General features: G+C 52.1%; 14 protein-coding genes. 8 read left to right on the top strand and 6 right to left on the bottom strand.

All coding sequences use genetic code 11. The features are described from left to right. Positions 1–52: 52 nt before the first annotated feature. Positions 53–631, bottom strand: coding sequence for a hypothetical protein (locus QXU03_06245; protein ID MEM2171332.1), 579 nt, complete (start codon positions 629–631; stop codon positions 53–55). 437 nt (positions 632–1068) lie between these two features. Next, positions 1069–1395 carry a hypothetical protein gene (locus QXU03_06250; GenBank protein MEM2171333.1) on the bottom strand — a complete coding sequence of 109 codons (327 nt, stop codon included), beginning with the start codon at positions 1393–1395 and terminating at the stop codon, positions 1069–1071. A 114-nt stretch (positions 1396–1509) separates the two neighbouring features. Between QXU03_06250 and QXU03_06255 the strand changes: the two genes are divergently transcribed. Both QXU03_06255 and QXU03_06260 read left to right on the top strand, forming a co-directional pair. After that, the gene (locus QXU03_06255; protein MEM2171334.1) at positions 1510–2115 is read left to right on the top strand and encodes a nitroreductase family protein; all 606 of its coding nucleotides are present in this window, start codon (positions 1510–1512) and stop codon (positions 2113–2115) included. 80 nt (positions 2116–2195) lie between these two features. After that, positions 2196–2444 carry a hypothetical protein gene (locus QXU03_06260; protein ID MEM2171335.1) on the top strand — a complete coding sequence of 83 codons (249 nt, stop codon included), beginning with the start codon at positions 2196–2198 and terminating at the stop codon, positions 2442–2444. A gap of 270 nt (positions 2445–2714) precedes the next feature. Here QXU03_06260 and QXU03_06265 read toward each other — a convergent pair whose 3' ends face one another. After that, a complete protein-coding gene (locus tag QXU03_06265; protein MEM2171336.1) occupies positions 2715–3062 on the bottom strand; it encodes a hypothetical protein in 348 nt (115 codons plus the stop codon). 263 nt (positions 3063–3325) lie between these two features. Beyond that, complete coding sequence (locus QXU03_06270) at positions 3326–6694, bottom strand: C25 family cysteine peptidase (protein MEM2171337.1); 3369 nt, start codon at positions 6692–6694, stop codon at positions 3326–3328. Positions 6695–6853: 159 nt separating this feature from the next. Here QXU03_06270 and QXU03_06275 point away from each other — a divergent pair, with 159 nt between their 5' ends. Both QXU03_06275 and QXU03_06280 read left to right on the top strand, forming a co-directional pair. Beyond that, the gene (locus tag QXU03_06275) at positions 6854–8125 is read left to right on the top strand and encodes a hypothetical protein (GenBank protein MEM2171338.1); all 1272 of its coding nucleotides are present in this window, start codon (positions 6854–6856) and stop codon (positions 8123–8125) included. A 412-nt stretch (positions 8126–8537) separates the two neighbouring features. After that, positions 8538–8999 carry a Tfx family DNA-binding protein gene (locus tag QXU03_06280; GenBank protein ID MEM2171339.1) on the top strand — a complete coding sequence of 154 codons (462 nt, stop codon included), beginning with the start codon at positions 8538–8540 and terminating at the stop codon, positions 8997–8999. Positions 9000–9371: 372 nt separating this feature from the next. Here the strand turns inward: QXU03_06280 and QXU03_06285 are convergent, their stop codons facing one another. After that, complete coding sequence (locus QXU03_06285) at positions 9372–11048, bottom strand: cation:proton antiporter (protein ID MEM2171340.1); 1677 nt, start codon at positions 11046–11048, stop codon at positions 9372–9374. 366 nt (positions 11049–11414) lie between these two features. Then, positions 11415–12521, bottom strand: a complete 1107-nt coding sequence (locus tag QXU03_06290) for a GMP synthase (GenBank protein ID MEM2171341.1) — start codon at positions 12519–12521, stop codon at positions 11415–11417. A gap of 249 nt (positions 12522–12770) precedes the next feature. On the opposite strand from QXU03_06290, the gene QXU03_06295 reads away from it, so the two are divergent. From QXU03_06295 to QXU03_06310, 4 genes are all read left to right on the top strand, one after another. Beyond that, positions 12771–14363 carry an oligosaccharide flippase family protein gene (locus QXU03_06295; protein ID MEM2171342.1) on the top strand — a complete coding sequence of 531 codons (1593 nt, stop codon included), beginning with the start codon at positions 12771–12773 and terminating at the stop codon, positions 14361–14363. Between the two features lie 123 nt (positions 14364–14486). Continuing rightward, positions 14487–15533, top strand: a complete 1047-nt coding sequence (locus tag QXU03_06300; GenBank protein ID MEM2171343.1) for an AIR synthase family protein — start codon at positions 14487–14489, stop codon at positions 15531–15533. Beyond that, positions 15533–16360, top strand: a complete 828-nt coding sequence (locus QXU03_06305) for a radical SAM protein (protein MEM2171344.1) — start codon at positions 15533–15535, stop codon at positions 16358–16360. The genes QXU03_06300 and QXU03_06305 overlap by 1 nt, the downstream gene beginning before the upstream one ends. Positions 16361–16368: 8 nt before the next feature. Further along, on the top strand, positions 16369–17340 hold the full coding sequence (locus QXU03_06310) for a radical SAM protein (protein ID MEM2171345.1): 972 nt from the start codon (positions 16369–16371) through the stop codon (positions 17338–17340). Positions 17341–17375: the final 35 nt, after the last annotated feature.

A 17375-nucleotide genomic window follows, 5' to 3' on the forward strand; every position in this document is an offset into this window, starting at 1 on the left:
TTTAACAAAAAAACGATTTAATTCTAGAGGGGCTCGGCCGGGTCATCTCCTACTACCTTCCACCGGCTGGGTTCGCGGGCGGAGTCTCCGTTGACGGCGTGTACACTAGCTTAGCGTCCGCCGTGTAGGATCTCCCTGTGATGACTGTTCCCTCGGGTATGTAGACGTAGATGTCGATCTGCCAGACCTTTGTAGCCCCCAGTAGACCAATGCTTATTGGCTGGTTGAGCTGTGGACTGGTTACGTTGAGCTCTTTGACCTTGGTGGTATCCTCGTAGACGAAGAGCTTCACGACGCTACCCGCTGGCAACGTGTTCGACACGGATGTGAAGACTATGTAGACGTTCATCGCGTTGTCATCCGTGTTGTTGATCCTCAGAACGTCCTTGTAGTAGTTCTCCTGGTAGGTTGGGTGAATGGTGATGGTCGCCGATGTCTTGTTGGCTCCTACGGAGACCGTGATGGTGTTCCTTGCTCCGATGTCGGGTTGACCAGCGTTACTACCCTTTTCGAACACGACTCCCGGAGCCGTTGGCACAACCTGCAGAGTTAACGGGTAGTATGCGAAGACGCTGGCTAGAGTTGCCGTCATGGCCAAGAGGGCTAGAGCCAGTACTAGTGCATACCTCACTTCTTTACACCATCTAATAATCTAGTGACTTTAAAGCTATAAAAATGCTAAGGGTTTTTATTTTTTAACAGTTGAAAACCCCGCCTTCCAGAGAGTGAATGGGGTGTTGCAGCCGTTTTAGTGTATAGTGTTTACTGATTTTCGTAGGAGTTCTTGTAGTTAGTGATGAGTCAAGTGTTTTCGCGGACTTAGGAGGCTTTGACATGCGGTGCCTGTGGCCCCCTTGTGGTGATCAGCTGTGATGACTCGCTGGGTGCGTGAACTCCGTGCCGTTGAGCTCGAAGGTGGCTTATAACCCGCATGTAGAGTAGCTAGTAGTCACCGTGAAACAGGGGGGAAGAGCCAACCTGCCCTAGAAACCGCGTCCTTGGTGGGTGCTATGTAGGCTCTCGTCGCGATCGGATCTGGTCGTTGGGCGTTGTCGTGAGGCTTTAACGCTACTTTTTGATGAGAGCGGTTATTGCGCCTATGATGAAGCCTGCGGTTACGGGGCCTGCGGTAGTTAAGCCGAGCAGTACTACTAGGTTCTTGACGGCAGCTACTGTTAAGCCAATGGTTTTTAAGACGTCTTCGGGCGTCATTCCGATGCTCCAAACCGATAGGAGTGAGCCGAGCGCTAAGATGGCTACGAACGCGACGATGTACTTGAACGCCTTGACGGCGATGTAGCCTAGGGCAAGGCCCAGTATGAACTGTATTATCATGACGACGGCCAGCTGGGGGTTTGCAGAAATAACACCTACGATTTCACTTAAATCCGCCATCTACTCGCCACCAGGCAAAATATACCGCTTAGCTAGTTAATAAAGCATATTAAAGCCATACCGGCGTTAAATCCCTCGTGAATACTAAGTTCACATCCACGACTGGGAGAGCACATGTCGCAGTGCCTAGACACGCTGTTCACGAGGTGTAGTATTAGGTGGTTTAAACAAGACCCCTTACCCCTGAGTACGGTGGTGAAGCTGCTCGAAGCCGCCACCAGAGCCCCCACAGCTCAAGGTGCGGAGCAGTGGTTTTTCATAGTGGTGTATTCCGAGGAAAAGAGGAAGGAGGTACACCGGCTCCTCAGAAAAGCGCATGAGTACTACGCTACGAGTGTTCTTCTAAAACCATACAGTGGTGAGGCGGTTGTCAAGTGGATGAGGAGGATCGATGAAGGAATGTACCGGGCACCCGTTTACATAGCCGTGTACGCTGACCTGCGCAAGAGGATCTACAAGGACGAGTACTACGAGTACGAGAAGCTCATGGCGGTACAGTCGGTGTCGGCTGCGATCGAGAACCTGATCATAGCGGCGTGGAGCATGGGCATAGGTAGCGTTTGGCTCGGTGTACCCGTTTTCTTGAAGGAAGATTTTAATAGGGTCCTGAACCCGCCTGAAAACTGCGATCTACAGGCAATCGTAGCGCTGGGATATCCGGCCGAGGAGCCGAAACCACGTAGAAGGAAGCCCGTTGAAGAAGTGGTCGCGTTCACGTAGTGGGCCAGCCACGGAAGCGAACCGTGGAGGGTCCTCTCCATCGGCCTCGCTGTCCCAGTACTCCAGTAGCTTTTAAGTGCATGTTTTACCATCTGGTAGAAGGGGGCTTGCGCTACGTCATTATGCGTGCTGTTAAAGCGGCGCTCTCAATGGCGTTGGCGTGGTGGGCCTCTACGCGCATACTCTCCGTGATCAGCCAGTTCGTCGGCGGGCACGCCTACTGCTCGCTAGTGTCGCTCATCATAACTCCACTGATACTGCACACGTACACGTTACTCAGAGACCTCGTGTTAGAAACCAAATATAGGCTAGAAAAATACCGTTACTAGAACCGAAATTAATGCACGGAATAAAACACGGAGAGGCGTGAGGCCACATTATATCGTGCTGTTTCCAGTAAGCCTGCTCGGAAAGCGGCAATTCGCACATCGCGGTCTTCTAATCTGCGAGGTGCACGCAAGTAGTAGCGACCGGTGGGTTCAGGGTAAAGGATACCGCTTTCGAGGGCGAGACGTCAAGGCCGCTGGGGTGCCGTAATTACAGCTCGCCGCTGCACGGAGCGCTCAGGGCGCTACCACTTCCACTACCCGGAGGCGCGTTCACCTCGAACACGTCTGCATCATTTCCCGTATTAGTTCGCGCAGTTCACGGGGATTGTTTACAAATAGCTTAGCCAAGATGTCAACGGGCTCGTTGCTACTCGTTTCTAGTAGCAACGGATATAGGAATAGCCTTATAACGACCTCTAGGGTATATGGTGAACCGTATATTTCCAGCAAGATGTCCCTAAACATCTCAGGGTTCGTGAGCAGTAGCGTAATGCAGTCTTCACCCGTAGTTCTGACGCAGTACAGGTCGAGTAACTGAAGTAAACCCGGTGCAATTCGCATTACATGGCTCCTAATTACGCGTTTTACGCCGAGTCCCCGTGATACCGTGGCATTCACGGTCCCCGGCCCCACTCCTTAATAGCGTGCAAGGTGTATTTATATTTATTATATTTATAATTTTTGATATAACCAGGTAAATCCTTTGCTGAAAAGCTCGGTGGAGAGCCCTACTGTTTCGGGCGGCCTATTACACTCGCTTCAAGCGGTTTCACGAGGATGACAGCTAACTGGTCTCCCGCTTTAAAGCCAGTACGTATGGGTTGCACTGGGTAACCTTCAGGAGGCAGAGAGTGGGTTAAAAACAAATAAGTGAAGCGGGATTAATGCTTTCTCCTAGTGACTAGGATTACTGCACCCATGATCGCTACTACCACGTAAAGAACCCCTATCATGATGTACACTGTTCCAGCGATTTGGCTAATTCTACCGTCCAGCTCTTCTAGCTTAGTGTTAATTGTGCTGTTCACTTTGCTCACGCTGTCTTCAAGTTCACCTATCCTGTCTTCGAGTTTACCCGTAACCTCCAGCTTTGCTGATTCGAGCTTTACGCGTATATCGTCCCCTAGATCGTCGAGCTTTATGAAGAGAAGCCCGGCCGACGTGTTAACGGCTAAGACGTTGTTGTTCAATTCTACTAGCCTCCCGGCTACCTCACCTACTTTCGTTTCTATGACAACTACTCCGTTGCCGAGCACCTTAATGTCCCTGATCAGGTCCGCCAAGCCGGCCGACAGGGTTCCATTTAGCAGGACAACTAACGTCCTAGTCTTCTCAGCCTCGTTTTGTACTAGTTCACCGACATCGTATAGCCTATCAACGGCTACTACTGCGAAGCCGCCGGTACCGTAGGCGCTTATTAGTTCCGTTCCGTAACTCGCCTTGACAATAACCTTGTAAGCCCCCGGTGCCTCGGCCGTGAACTCCACCAAGTACACCCCTTCATTCAGCCTCTTGATAACCGGCTGCACCTCTGAGCCGTCGGGGCCTATGGCCATCACGGTGATCTGCGAATCCACCGGCTCCCCTCTGAACACAGTATTAACTAGTACGGCTACCTTTTCGTGAACCTCCACCGCGTTCGGCGCTATAACGTTAACGCTCAACCCCTCTTCGCCGTACACCGTTAACTTAGCCGCGAGGAGAGGTAGCACTGGTGATAGCGCTGGATCGTAGTAACCCCTTGGGAGAATGATTGTAACGTTGTATATTCCGGGCACTATGTAGGGGAGGGCTAGGGCCCAGTTCAAGTAACCTAGCGTGGGATCGACGGGTACCCTGGTTACTATTCTACCGGCTACTACTAGCTCTACCTCGTATATGTAACCGAGGATGTCGAGGCCGAACCCCTCAATGCTTACTAGCCCACCCATCTTAGCCCTCTCGGGGCTTACGGCTAAGCCCATTGATGTCGCTAAGTACCTTACTTCGCCCCATCCGGGTACGCAGAACTTTATCAACACCTTACCACTTCTCTCCCTGTCGAAGAGGGTTTCGTAGACGCCGACCCCCTCCTGGATCGACGTGCTCTCCGTGGTTATTGGTAGGTGGTAGTACAGGCCTACCGAGTCGCCGAATATCCTGTTCACGACTACCGTTACTTCCGATGTGCCACCACCCGATATGTTCATGACGCCGGCTATACCTGGTCTGTACAGTGGTACCTGCCCTTCCCCAATGAAGAACACCGTGTAGGCGTTGAGGTAACTTAGGGGGTTAACTCCCTTAATGTACCTTATCCAAGGCTTTTCAACAGCCTTTTCGGGTACCGGTAGCGCTAGCGCTGGATCCCCGAGAAGTGACAGCTTCATGACCTCGGACATGATGACGTCGAGGTCTTCGGGGTACACGATTACCCCGGAAACTGCCACCTCGGACAGGTACCTAGCTAGCCCCTCGGCAACCACCTGCCCGAGACTCACCTTTTCGCCGATCATTCTATAGCTGTTATAGGTGGATATGATCTTCCTGTGCAGTAGCGTTGCCCCGTAATAGTAGTTGTAGATGACGCCGTCCTCGAACACGAAGGGGCCTAAGTACTCCCACGCTATTCTGGCAGACCCCACATACGCTACTCCACCAGCGGGTGACAGTAGCATGGCTTGACCAATACTGGGTGGGGTGAAAGGAGTATAGTAGCTTTCCGAAGGCGGTACTAGCTCGGTATCCCATGCCGCGTTTGTGCAGGCAACACTGGACACCACGGGAACGCTTGGACTGGGCTTCATTGCTAGTAGGTCCTTTGAGGTAGCTAGGTACTCTATTGCCCTGTATTCCGGAGTCATCAGCAGGTCAGCGAATGCTGTGCCTTCACCGTGCGAGAGTAGGAAAAACCACGCAGCGTCTTCGTAGCCCTGTAGAACGGATTTAACTGTTACCGGTGAGTAGTTACCGCTAGTTCTCGTCAAGAGCACCGTGTTAAAGCTCCACGTGTCGTTGAAAAGCGTCATTGTTGAAAGCGCTGTTTCACCGAACATCATTGAAAGCCCGAAGGGGTATCCCCCGGCCATGACTAGCTTATCACTACTAGCGGCCGGAGCGTTATACCATGACCTTATCTTGTCAACAACGTAGCTAACTGATTCTGGGTTGCTGAAGGGTATCCTGCCCACGAACAGGTCCGGTACGAGGTCCCTGTCCAAGTCGGAGTAGAATATGTCCGTGGGCATCCACGCGTTATAGGGGTCCAGGTAGAAGTACATGTATGTAGAGTACTGGTAGTAGAAGCTCGGCGGCACGTCTAGGGCGTTACCGACCAGTAGTACGTGGGAGTAGCTACCCAGGGTGCTTTCTAGGTACTTTATGATTTTTAGTGCAAGAGTGTAGTTGTAGAATCTTTGGAGTACTTCGTATATCCTATCAGGGAATGCGGGGTTGTAGAAGCCCGGGTAATCGCTTATAGTGCCGGCGGGAGGGTACTTCTCGTAGATGTACTCCGTATCCACCACCGTCACACTGTACCCCTTACCCCTGTAGAAGTCTCCTAGAGTCGTGTTGAGTAGCCCGGCCAGGCTCTGCGTAGTTATTATCAGTAGGCTCTTCTCATTGAACGGCATGTACGCGGGCTTAGTGTAGCTGACCTTGACGACGGCGCGATCTACGACCACGACTTCGTTCTTGAGCGGGTTGTACTGAACTGGGTACACCTTAACGGACAATACACTCCTACCCAGAAGCCCGTGGTATACATTAGCCTCTGCTAGTACTCCTGGAAAGTACTTGTCTCTACCGTACACTTCCTCGTCGGGAACGTGCTCGAGTCTATTCGGGTAGCTTGGGTGGTAGGTCAGAGGCCTCGGTGCAGGCAGTACCCGGCTACTTAATCTAATGGTCTTAAAGGATAGGGGCTCCACGTGTACCCTGGCCTCCTTCACGTACCCCTTAACTATGAACGTATAGGTGACGTAAGGCAGTAAGGGCTTACCGGGCACCATCACGTAGCCCGCATTATCTAGGCCATCTAGGCTGACTAGCACGTAGTTGCCGGTAGCTTCCAGTACTCTTACGCCCTTAAGGGCCACTTCGTAGAGCTCGTAGTAGCCTTTTACCTGTTCTTGCGGTACTCTTATACCCATGTTTTCTAGCGCTACTTTATAGCTATAGCTGTTACCGGCGATTAAGGGGACTGGCATTGCAGACGCCAAGAGGACTAGGATGAAAAGAGGTGTAACGAGCTTGGACTTAACGACCATGTACTATTTCACCCTGTTTACTGCTAGTAATGGATACGCGTATTTAAATACCTTGCGAGAACAGCGCGGCCCCGGGCCAATCTAACCGCCTTGCCCGCTTATTTAGCGACTAAAGAGATTAAAGCGAGCTGCCTATAGTTCGTTGGTAGGGTGTTTCGCGTGAAGAGGATATGTGTTATTCCGTTCGCGTCGAGGCTTCACGGAGAAGCGTACTACGCGTCCGTGTACGAAGTCGTGAAAGGGCATGTCTCTAGGGCCGGGCTCAGCGTCGAGTTCTTGTCGCCCATATCTAGTGAAGGCGAAGTGGAGGAGTACGCTAAGAGGTACAGTGATGCAGTACCGGTACTCATAGCACTAACTGGTGGTGTTAGTGGGTTAATGCAGAAGTTCGCTTCCACCGCCAACTACAGCAGAGTAGTAGTCTTCGGCCACGGCGAGCACAACAGCCTCGCATCGGCCGTGTCCGCTAAGACTAAAATGGAGCTTAAAGGTACGTGGACGCGGCTGTTTCACTGTAGAAGCGTGAATTCCCCGGAGTGCGCCATGGAAGTGCAACGTATGCTCAGCGTAGTCGGTGCTGTGGCGTCTCTACTGAACTCCAAGGTGCTCCTCGTGGTGCCTCGCGGGGAAAAGCCTCGGAGTGCCAGGGACTTCGAGGCTAGGTTCGAGTCAGTGGTGGATGTCATGTCCATGGACGACCTCGCTTCGGGGATCGAATCCGCGAGAGGGGACTACGTGGAGCACTTCTTAGGGGTTTTCAGCAAGGTGGAATCCAAGGTACCGAGAGGTATGCTAGTCAACGCAGCCAAGGTCTACGCCTCCTTGAAGGCAGTGGTGGAGTCCGGTAACTACGATGGAATCGCGGTAGACTGCTTCCCGTACTTGGTGAAGTACGGTATAACGCCGTGTACAGCCCTAGCGCTACTGAACAGCGAGGGAATTGTGACCTCGTGCGAGGGAGACTTAGCCGCCTTGGCGCTCATGCTGATCTCCAAAGCGCTGACCCGTACTAGTGGCTGGGTAGCAAACGCCGTTGCTTTCGAGGATGAAAGAGCCTACTTCGCTCACTGCACCATTGCGCTGAACATGGTCGGGGAGCCCGTTATGACGACCCATTTCGAGAGCGGGTGCCCTTACTCCTTGACTGGTAGGCTCTTGGGTAGCGTCTACACCGTTGCATCGCTGAGCCCCGACTTCACGGTTATGGCGATGACCACGGGGCGCGTTCTAGGCAGTGGGTTAATTTACGATACCATGTGCAGGATGCAGGCCATCCTAGAGCTAGGGTTCCCGGTTAAGAAGATGCCCCTCGTGGCCGTGGCAAACCACCACGTACTAATACCCGGCGATATCCGGGAGGAATTAAAAGCCGTGGCTACTCTCCTGGGATTAAGCTATGCCGAGTATGACGACCTAGTAACTGCTATCTAGTAGTCGCAACGCTGTCTACCGCGTCGCTACATCGTGGTGAACGCGTGGTCCGTAAATAGTAGCTGAAGCGGGAGAGGCCGTTCTCGCGGATGGGATTCCGGTTGAGGAGCCTAGTTATGCTTGTTTCGAGCTTGGAGAGTCAGTACTTGATCCCCGCCATCCGAAGGCATCTCCAAGTGAAGCCGTCTAGGTACGCGTTGCATAAGTGTTAAACTCTACGTACTCGTAGAGGTACTACATCCTGGTTAGCGATGCGCAAGTAACCGCTGTATAAGGGGTGAGTCTTGAAGCGTAAACTAATGCCGTTGCTACGTAGCGCTCTCTCCGTTTAATGAATACGCCCTACTAGGTGTGGTGTTTTGTGGATTTTACCCCCAATGCCGTCAAATGTGTGTATTGGATGGTGACCTGCATGGCGCGGTCCAAGAGGCTTGGCTTGCTCACAGAGCGCCAGGTCAAGGTTTTGAAGCTCAGAGCCAGGGGGCTGAGTTTAAGGGAAGTTGCATTTTCATTGAATGTTTCACACCAGGACATAGCAGTAGTTGAGAAAAGGGCCTTGAGAAACCTCGAGCTTGCTAGGCAAACCATCATAGCGTATAAGCTAGCCACGTCGCCGGTGAAGGTGTTGTTGAGTGAAGGCACGAGACACGTTGACATTCCAGCACTAGTAATAGAGGAGGCCGATAGGGCTGGCGTTAAAATCAAAGCAGATATATCGCTCTTACTTAAGCTAATATGGCGTAGGGCGAGAAGCTGTATAGAGAGTAGACGTGTCAAGAAGCCAATAATGGTGCTAGTGGATAGGGAAGGTGAGGTAGAGGTATACCCGTACCAGGACATCCAGCACTTACACCAAGAAATAGAGAAACTTTAAAGATCCGTTTCAGCGGGCAATGCCATCTCTCCAGCAGCGAGGTGGGGAACTCGCCAGTCTTGCTTTGAACTACTATATGGCAAGAGTTCTTCACAGACTGCCCTGGAAACACCCGGGCAGGTATATCTATGCCATGATATCGAATCCGGCGTAGAGCTCTACTAAGATAATGTAGTCAAGGTAGGAAGTGGTCGGCATTCAACGGATTCTTCACTGCTCGGCGAGTACAGCCTTCTTCATCCCAAGTAAACTGTTTAGTTACCGGCATATTAAGCGTTAAGGCTGCGTAGTCCGTGCAACTGGCGCTAATAGTGGGGGTCCCGGACTACTTGTGACGCCAGCTACGTCTCCGAGAGCTGTACTCCGCTACTCTTAACTAGGCTTTACAACCTGCTTGTAGCGACGCACCGTCTCGTATATGGTGATCGTGGCCACGATCATTGTCGAAATGTACACCACCGCGTATTCCTGTACTAGTAGTAGGGGTTGGTGCCTGTAGATGTAGTCGTAGAGGAGGTAGATCTGGAGTGCTACTGCGAGCATGCACATCAAGAAATCCACGACGGTGTTCAGTACTATTAGTGGAGTCGCCCTCTTGAGCCCGCTAATAGAGCTCAGCATTATTTTAGTTAACTTACGTAGCGTTGCTACGTGCACTAGTAAAATCAGTACTAGCGAGGTAATCATGACCAGGGTTGGTACTAAAGTGGGGGCGTTAAAGTGCATTAGCGCTTCGAGGGTAACGCTGGTAACGGTGGTTATTATTAAGGAGAGCGCCGAGAACCGGATCAGCGCTGACAGCGCGTTCAGTGAGAACTCTACCCGCCCATAGTAAACCCTGGAAATGGCGTTAATGGCCTTGATCATTCGGCGGGGTAGCAGCGCCTCTATTCGTGTTGCTATGTTGGAGGACTTGGGGGTAATTGCCGAAGAGATGACCATTGTGAAGAGAACAGAAAACGTCACGAGAATGACCAGGTTAACCCCGATAAACCCCCTCTCCGCGAGCGCGTACGCGAAGATCATTCCCGTCTCGCTAATTGGTGCGAGGATCAGTGATGTGTGCACAGAGCTCCGCACATCCATGCCTGAGACGGCAAGCCCCAGCGCGATTCCAACCACTCTCGTGGCTATCGCCACGAGAGCGAAGACCGCTGCGTGAGCGAATAGGGTGAAGTCTACTCTGGGCATCCAGGGCGCGATCACCAGGCCCAGCGTTGTGAAGTAAAACAGTAAGCCCAGTTCTCTCACACCACTTAACATGTCCTTAACGTCGCTTAAATCGAAGTACAGGGATGCAGCTAACCCGGCTATGAAGGCCCCTATAAGCTCGGGCAATCCGAGTGAAAAAGCGAAGGTGGAGAACAGCATTGCTAGTACAACTAGCGTAAAGAACTTCTCCGCCCTGCCCCGAGTGAATGGGCTCTTACTAAGCAGCATAGACAAGTACCTCGCGGCAAGGAAGAGCGCTAACACCGAGCCAGCCAGCCGTAAGGCGTCGAGCAGTGCTTGAATCGCGTTCAGTCGTTGAACCTGGGGAGCCGTAACTAGCAAGCCGAGAATTACGAACTGTAGTAGGTCCTCGAGGCTGGTCTGTAAAGCGGCTCTTTCGTACACATCCCCCCTGAGACCCGACTTCCGGAGAGCGACTACCGCGAGCGTGGAGGAGTTCACGATTACCAGGAAGACTAAGAGACGCTCCAGTACACTGAGCTCCAGTAACGTGACGAGAACCCCGCTTGTAATCCACGCCACTATGAGAAAAACAAGCTCCGCTGACAAAACCACATGGGCTGACTTGGTGACCCCCCGAATGTCCAGGGAGGCTCCTACCTCGAACGAGAATAGTATCAACCCAATTAACCGGATCGGCTCGGCATACTCAACCACACCCTCCACGGCCACTCCAAGGCGTTCTAGCAAGTAGTACGAGAGTATACCGCCGAGCACAAAACCCACTATTTCTACCAGCCCGAGCCTTTTGAAGGTCCACGCTACGAGCACGGCCGGCACGATCAAGTATAGCACGGCCAAGACATCAGTACTCACATCACAGCACCTTAAGAGCTTCAAAAGCATGAGTTCCAGCTACGTGGCCTCGCCTACCCCGGTAATGGTTAGATTGTTCAAGGCTAAAAACGGCCACGGTTCCGGGTATCAAGCCGATACGTGCTTAGCTCTATAGTAAACAGGGAATGCCGGGATCAGCGCGCGGTACGCCGTGCTGAAAACGCGCGCGGAGAACTCAGTGTAGTACTATACACGTCACGCGCAACCCGGTGATCCTTTGTCCACGCTAGGCTCGGCTCCGAGGATGTCAGATGTACTGTCTAGAAGGGCTCGAAAGCGGTCAAGTCTATTGTGAGGAGTGGGGTTGCCGATCAAGGTCAATAAACGCGGTAAAAAACGCGGCCTCTACTCGTACTCTATTGTCGCAGGGGGCTTGGGCGTTACGTCAAAGGCCACAGCTTTAACTTCCGGGTTCTCTAGGATCCTGTCCGCGAGCGCTCTAAGAACACCGAGTTCTATTCTCGGGACTTCTGCGACGATGAAGTTCTCTGTTTTAACGACCCTCAGCGCAACTAAGTAGGAACCACTCTCTTTCTCGGCGAGGGTTACTAGGATGTGCGGGTATTCTACGGTGTCAAACTCCCTGTAAAGCCCATACACGTCTACATTTCTAGGCCACTTTTCAACGACTAGGGGGTGGCCATAACTACGTTTACCTTCAAAGACACCCGTGACCTTGACGCCGTGCACGGAGTATTCTACGCCGTTTGTACTGGAGCTCTCAACAACGCTGTACTCCCAGACCGCGGGGAAGTACTGGCTGTAACCCTTATTTACAAACGAGTTCTCAACGACGTCTGTTAGTTTCCTGACCAATTCGAGCTTGTTCCTGCGAAGCCTCCCCACAGTTCTAACGAGGAGCCCCGGGCCTGGGAAGGGCTGTCTCTCGGTAATGTACTCCGGTAGCCCGAGGTACCTCGCAACTGCTCTCACTTCGTGCTTGTAGAGGTCAACTAGGGGCTCGATGACCATTAACCCGTACTTACCAAGAAGCTGTTCATTTAAAACGTTGTGCTGTGTCTTCACGCCGCCAACGGTTTCAACCACATCTGCCTTTATTGTCCCTTGAACAACCCAGCTACACCCCTTTTCCTCGGCCACTTTCTTAACGGCGGTGTAGAACAGGTCCCTAAATGCAATCCGCTTCTCCTCCGCGTCACTGAGGCCCTCAAGCCTCGAGAGGAAGTACTCGGAGAAGTCGTAGACCTCTAGCGTAATTAGCCCCGAAAGGGCTGCACGAACCCGCGTAGCCTCGTTCAACCTCATGAAGCCGGTATCTATGAACACGGGGTAAACCACGTCTCCGAGAGCCCTCTTGGCGAGTATGGCTGACGTGGTGCTGTCGATACCTCCGCTAACACAGGCAACTGCACAGTCAATGTTGCTCGCCACAGCCTTCAAGTTCTCGACTATACTTGCAACTAGCTTCTCAACGCCTAAAACGGAAGTCAAAGATCCCACCCGCCGATAACACTACGTAACTAGGTATCCGAGCACCCCCTTAATAAAGGCTGTAACGCATGAAGTTGTCGGGGGCCTCGGGACGCGCACCAAGAATCGTTAAACCGGCTGAAAGTAGGCCCTGGTCTCTTCGAGAGCCGGGTTACTCTTATAAGGAGAACCCAAATATGATAGTGAACTTGGATACTGTGCCTAGTAGCCACGCAACCAACGCTGAGCAAGGCTCGAGGTGCCCCGTACTTGACTGGTGATGCCGATAGCGGCTTACCACGGGTCTTCGAGGAGACCGCTACGGGTGCTTTGTTCCTGTTCAGCGGTAGCGCATTATCCACGTTTTTATCTGCCATATGCGGTATTGTCGTCGCGAACTTACTGGGCCCTGAACTTTACGGTATCTACTCTTTAGCGTTTGTTATTCCGGGGTTTCTGATAGTCTTCACGGGTCTCGGTGTAAATGCCGCCTTAACGAGGTACATAGCTTACTATAAGAGCCGTGGCGAGGATGGCCGAGTTGCTTTACTGATAAAGCGGGGCTTGCTGTTCACCACAGCCGAGTCCGTTCTCGTCTTCGTAGTGGCTTACTTTCTACTCGGCGAATTAACAGCTCTACTTACAAATAGGCCCTGGCTCGTCGAGCTGGTGAGAGTCATCCTAGTCCTCGTAGTGCTCCAGACAGCGTTTAACGTAGCTAGTAGCATTCTATTGGGATTCGGGGACGCTAAGGGCTGTAGCCTGGTGAACATCACGTTACAGTTGTTCAGGGCCATTCTAGCACCGCTCTTCGTAATTCTGGGCTTCAACGTGCCGGGCGCGCTCGCAGGGAACGCCATAGCCTACGTGATAGGGGTGGTTATAGGCTTCTTTTCAATAAGCAAGCATTACAAGGAATTAAACCTCAACGCGGGTTTTAACGCGTACTCGCTAAGAGAAGACCTTGTTTTAATGCTCGGTTACGGCATGCCACTGTACTTTGCGAGTGTCCTAGGCTCGCTTAACGACACCTTTAGAAACACCATTCTCGCGCACTCTACTCCTTCGGATTTCGTGATAGGAAACTTCAACTTGGCACTGCGCTTTACAGCCATGGTAACGCTTCTAGTAACACCGGTTTCAAGCATTCTCTTCCCTGCGTTTTCGAAGCTCAGCGGGAACTCGGAAGACTTGAAGAGGATGTTCACGTACTCTGTTAAGTACTCTTCGCTACTGGTAGTTCCCGTTTCAGTGTTTGTAATCCTATCTTCCCGGGAGCTGATAATAGCGGTGATTCGAACAACCGAGTACACTCTTGCACCTTGGTACTTATCGCTCCTCACGTTAAACTACCTATACGTTGGCCTGGGTTCAGCCGTCCTCGGGAGCTTCTTCAGCGGTCTAGGAGATCCCGGAGTATACTTGAAGTCCATGCTAGTATATACGGGCGTGTTTGTACCCCTGTCAACTGCCTTGACTTTCCTGCTCGGCGTTGAGGGTTTAATAGCCTCCATCGTAATGGCGACCGGTGTCTCGACGTTGTACGGGTTGGGAGTGGCCGTTAGGAAGTACCGCGTAAAGCTAGATTATGTGGGGGTGTCACGCATTTACTTAGCGGCGTTAGTCTCAGCACTACCGCTCTTGCCGTTAACGGTGATCCTGCAAGGCCCGCCCATAGTTAAGCTGGCCGTGAACGCGGTAATATACATGCTCGCTTACTTAACCTTCGCGCCAATGGTAAAAGCCGTGAACGGGAGCGACGTAGAGTTCATGGCCGGGGTCTTTGCTAAGATCAAGCCGTTGAAACCGCTCGTAAAGGTAATAGCTGACCTCGAAAACATGTTGTTAGAGCTATTTGGTTAACGCACGGTAGAAGCACGCCTCGACTACGTGAATTCCATCGAAAAGCACGTAGAGGACCTCCTAATGGCGCCACGGGCGCCCGTTATTTATCCGGTAGCAGTAATGTTATAACGGGTGCAAGGCGTGGTTGGAAAGCTCTCTCCAGACATGCTTTTCAAGTATGTTTTGAGTAGAACCGGTGTTTTAGATCCCTCGGTAATCGTGGGGCCTTCAATAGGCGAGGACGCGGCCGTGATAGATATTGGCGGTGGAAAAGTCCTGGTTACGCATGTAGACCCCATTACCGGCGCTATTGAATTCTTAGGTTGGTTAGCAGTCCACATAGCTTCCAACGACGTGGCTGTGCGGGGGGTTAAGCCCCGCTGGCTTCTCTCGGTACTATACCTACCCGAAAACGCCACCGAAGAGCTCGTAGACAGGATAACGAGCCAGGTGGACAGGGCGGCGAAAGAGGTGGGAGCTATGGTTGTAGGCGGTCACTCCGAGTTTACGCCGGGCATTACGAGACCCCTCATATCCATGACGGCTATAGGAATAACCGAGAAGGATAGGTACGTGACGACAGGCGGTGCCAAGGTCGGTGACGTGGTGGTAATGACCAAGTCAGCGGGCATTGAGGGCACGGCGATCTTGGCAACGGACTTCAGGGATGTGTTAATGGAGCTCGGTGTACCCGAGGGTGTTGTCCAGCGCGGTAGCGAGTTCATCAGGGAGGTGAGCGTTGTTAAGGAGGCACTGGCTCTCGCAGACGCGGGACTAGTCACCTCAATGCACGATCCCACAGAAGGCGGTCTGCTCGGCGGATTGGTGGAAATCGCTTACGCCTCCAACACGACCATATACGTCTGGGAGGAAAGGGTTCTGTTGGCCGAGGAAACAGCCGTAATAAGTAGTGTGCTGGGATTAGACCCACTTAGGCTCATCAGCTCGGGTACATTGGTAGCAACGGTTCCCAAGGACAGGGTTGGAGAGGCTTTGAGGATCCTCCACGATATAGGTGTAAAGGCCAGCGTGATAGGTTACGTCGGCGAGAAAGCCGGCGAACTCGTAACCGTCTACAGGAGAAGCGGTACTGTTGAAAAGGTGAAAGAAGTCTACGTTAGAGATGAGCTCGTAAGGGCGTGGGAGCTCTGGGGAGGAGCGCTCAAGAAAGGCGGGAAGAAGGGTTAATGCTGTACGCACTGTGTCCTCCAAGTGGAGAGTGCTTGCAGTGCCCATTTAGAGGCAGGGCCATAGTGTACGGGCCATTTAGGTCGAGGAGACGGGGGGTTTCAATAGGGATAAACCTTTTCCCAGGCTGCAAAATCTGTAGTTTTAACTGCATATACTGTTTTCGCGGGGTTACGGAATTCAAGACGCTTAAACCGGTGGAAGACGCTTACGGCATATCGGTAAAAACGCTCAAGCAGGCGCTGGAACAGGCATATAGCGCCCTCTTAACCGTTGAAAGCAGGGTAGAGGCCTTAGATTTCTCAGGTAGCGGTGAGCCTACCCTACACGCGAGATTCCCAGAAATGGTGCAGGTCGCGTTGGAGTTTGCAAGGGAACGCGGTTTAAGTTCGGGCGTAGGGGTCTTCACCAATTCCACAATGCTGTGGCATGAAGGTGTCGTAAACGCGTTAAGCGAAGTAGAATTCGTTGAGGCAAAGCTAGATACGGTAGACCCGGAAAAATTCGTTGCCATAAACCAGCCCGTAGAGGGGTTGAGGGCAAGTAACGTAGTGGAGTGGTTGAAGAGGTTCAGAAAAGAATTCAGCGGCGTGCTCGCCGTGCAGGTCATGCTCTTAAGGTACGGTAACCTAGTAAACTACACTGAGAAAGACGCTGAAAACCTCGCTGAGGCATTACTGCTTGTAGAGCCCGATGTAGTACACGTTTATACCGTATACAGAGCGCCTAGGTTAAGCGGCGTACTGCGAGCTAGCGAGGAGTCTGTAGTGGCATTTACCGAGAGGATCCGTGAATCCGGTTTAAATGTCAGGGCATACGCCAGGTGACTCCGGCTTTGAGCTCTCCCACCACGCAGTACAAGTATGTTTTTGGACCAGTTTACTCCAGGAGGCTGGGTAGGAGCCTCGGCGTGAATCACGTACCCTACAAGACGTGTACATACTCCTGCATATACTGCCAACTCGGCAGAACAACTAATTTCACAACAACGAGGAGGTCCTTCTACGAACCAAGCGAAGTGGTTAACGAGGTATACGAGTTCATTAGTAGAAGTGGAGATGCCGTAGACTACGTAACGCTCGTCCCCAATGGCGAGCCCCTTCTCGACAAGAACGTGGGTTTGATAATGAGGGGGATCAGGGGGTTTTCCCGGAAACCCATTGCCGCCCTCACCAACGCATCGTTACTATTCCTAGAAGACGCTAGAAGGGATTTACTAGAAGCAGATTTCGTTTCAGTCAAGGTTGATGCGCTTAGGGAGAACACTTGGAGAGGTGTTAATAGGCCGTGTTCAAGCCTATCACTGCAACGGGTTTTAGAAGGCATAGCGGAGTTTGCACGGATATTCAGAGGTAAGCTGGTAACAGAAACCATGCTTGTGGATGGTTACAACACCGCGGTAGAGGAACTAGAACTCATAGCTGATTTCGTTAAAACGCTAGACCCGTGGAAAGCCTACATTTCAATACCCATAAGGCCTCCCGCAGAGCCGTACGCTACGTCTCCGCGCCCCGAAGTGCTCGTAGAGGCCTACCTCGTGTTTTCAGGGAAGCTCGGAGAAAGCAGGGTAGAACTACTGAACTTGCCAGAACCACCGGAATTTAGAGTTCACGGCGACCCGGCAACATGGCTTTTAAACCTAGTATCGGTACACCCGCTTAGGCTCGAATACGCGTTAAAAGCCCTTAAAGACGCCGTTGAAAAACCCGAAGACTTATTACACAGGTTAGAGTTGGAAGGGAAAATACACGTAGTGGTATTTGAAGGCAAGGAGTTTATCGTGAGAGCATACGGGCAGGTGCTGTGACTGCCAAGACCACAGTAGGGATCACGCCGGTGAAG

This window comes from Desulfurococcaceae archaeon, from assembly GCA_038845865.1.
GTDB lineage: Archaea > Thermoproteota > Thermoprotei_A > Sulfolobales > Desulfurococcaceae > UBA285.

Excerpts from the sequence above, each read along its gene's own strand:
- QXU03_06250 (MEM2171333.1), bottom strand. The coding sequence starts at position 1,395 with ATGGCGGATTTAAGTGAAATCGTAGGTGTTATTTCTGCAAACCCCCAG.
- QXU03_06255 (MEM2171334.1), top strand. The coding sequence starts at position 1,510 with ATGTCGCAGTGCCTAGACACGCTGTTCACGAGGTGTAGTATTAGGTGG.
- QXU03_06260 (MEM2171335.1), top strand. The coding sequence starts at position 2,196 with ATGTTTTACCATCTGGTAGAAGGGGGCTTGCGCTACGTCATTATGCGT.
- QXU03_06270 (MEM2171337.1), bottom strand. The coding sequence starts at position 6,694 with ATGGTCGTTAAGTCCAAGCTCGTTACACCTCTTTTCATCCTAGTCCTC.
- QXU03_06280 (MEM2171339.1), top strand. The coding sequence starts at position 8,538 with ATGGCGCGGTCCAAGAGGCTTGGCTTGCTCACAGAGCGCCAGGTCAAG.
- QXU03_06305 (MEM2171344.1), top strand. The coding sequence starts at position 15,533 with ATGCTGTACGCACTGTGTCCTCCAAGTGGAGAGTGCTTGCAGTGCCCA.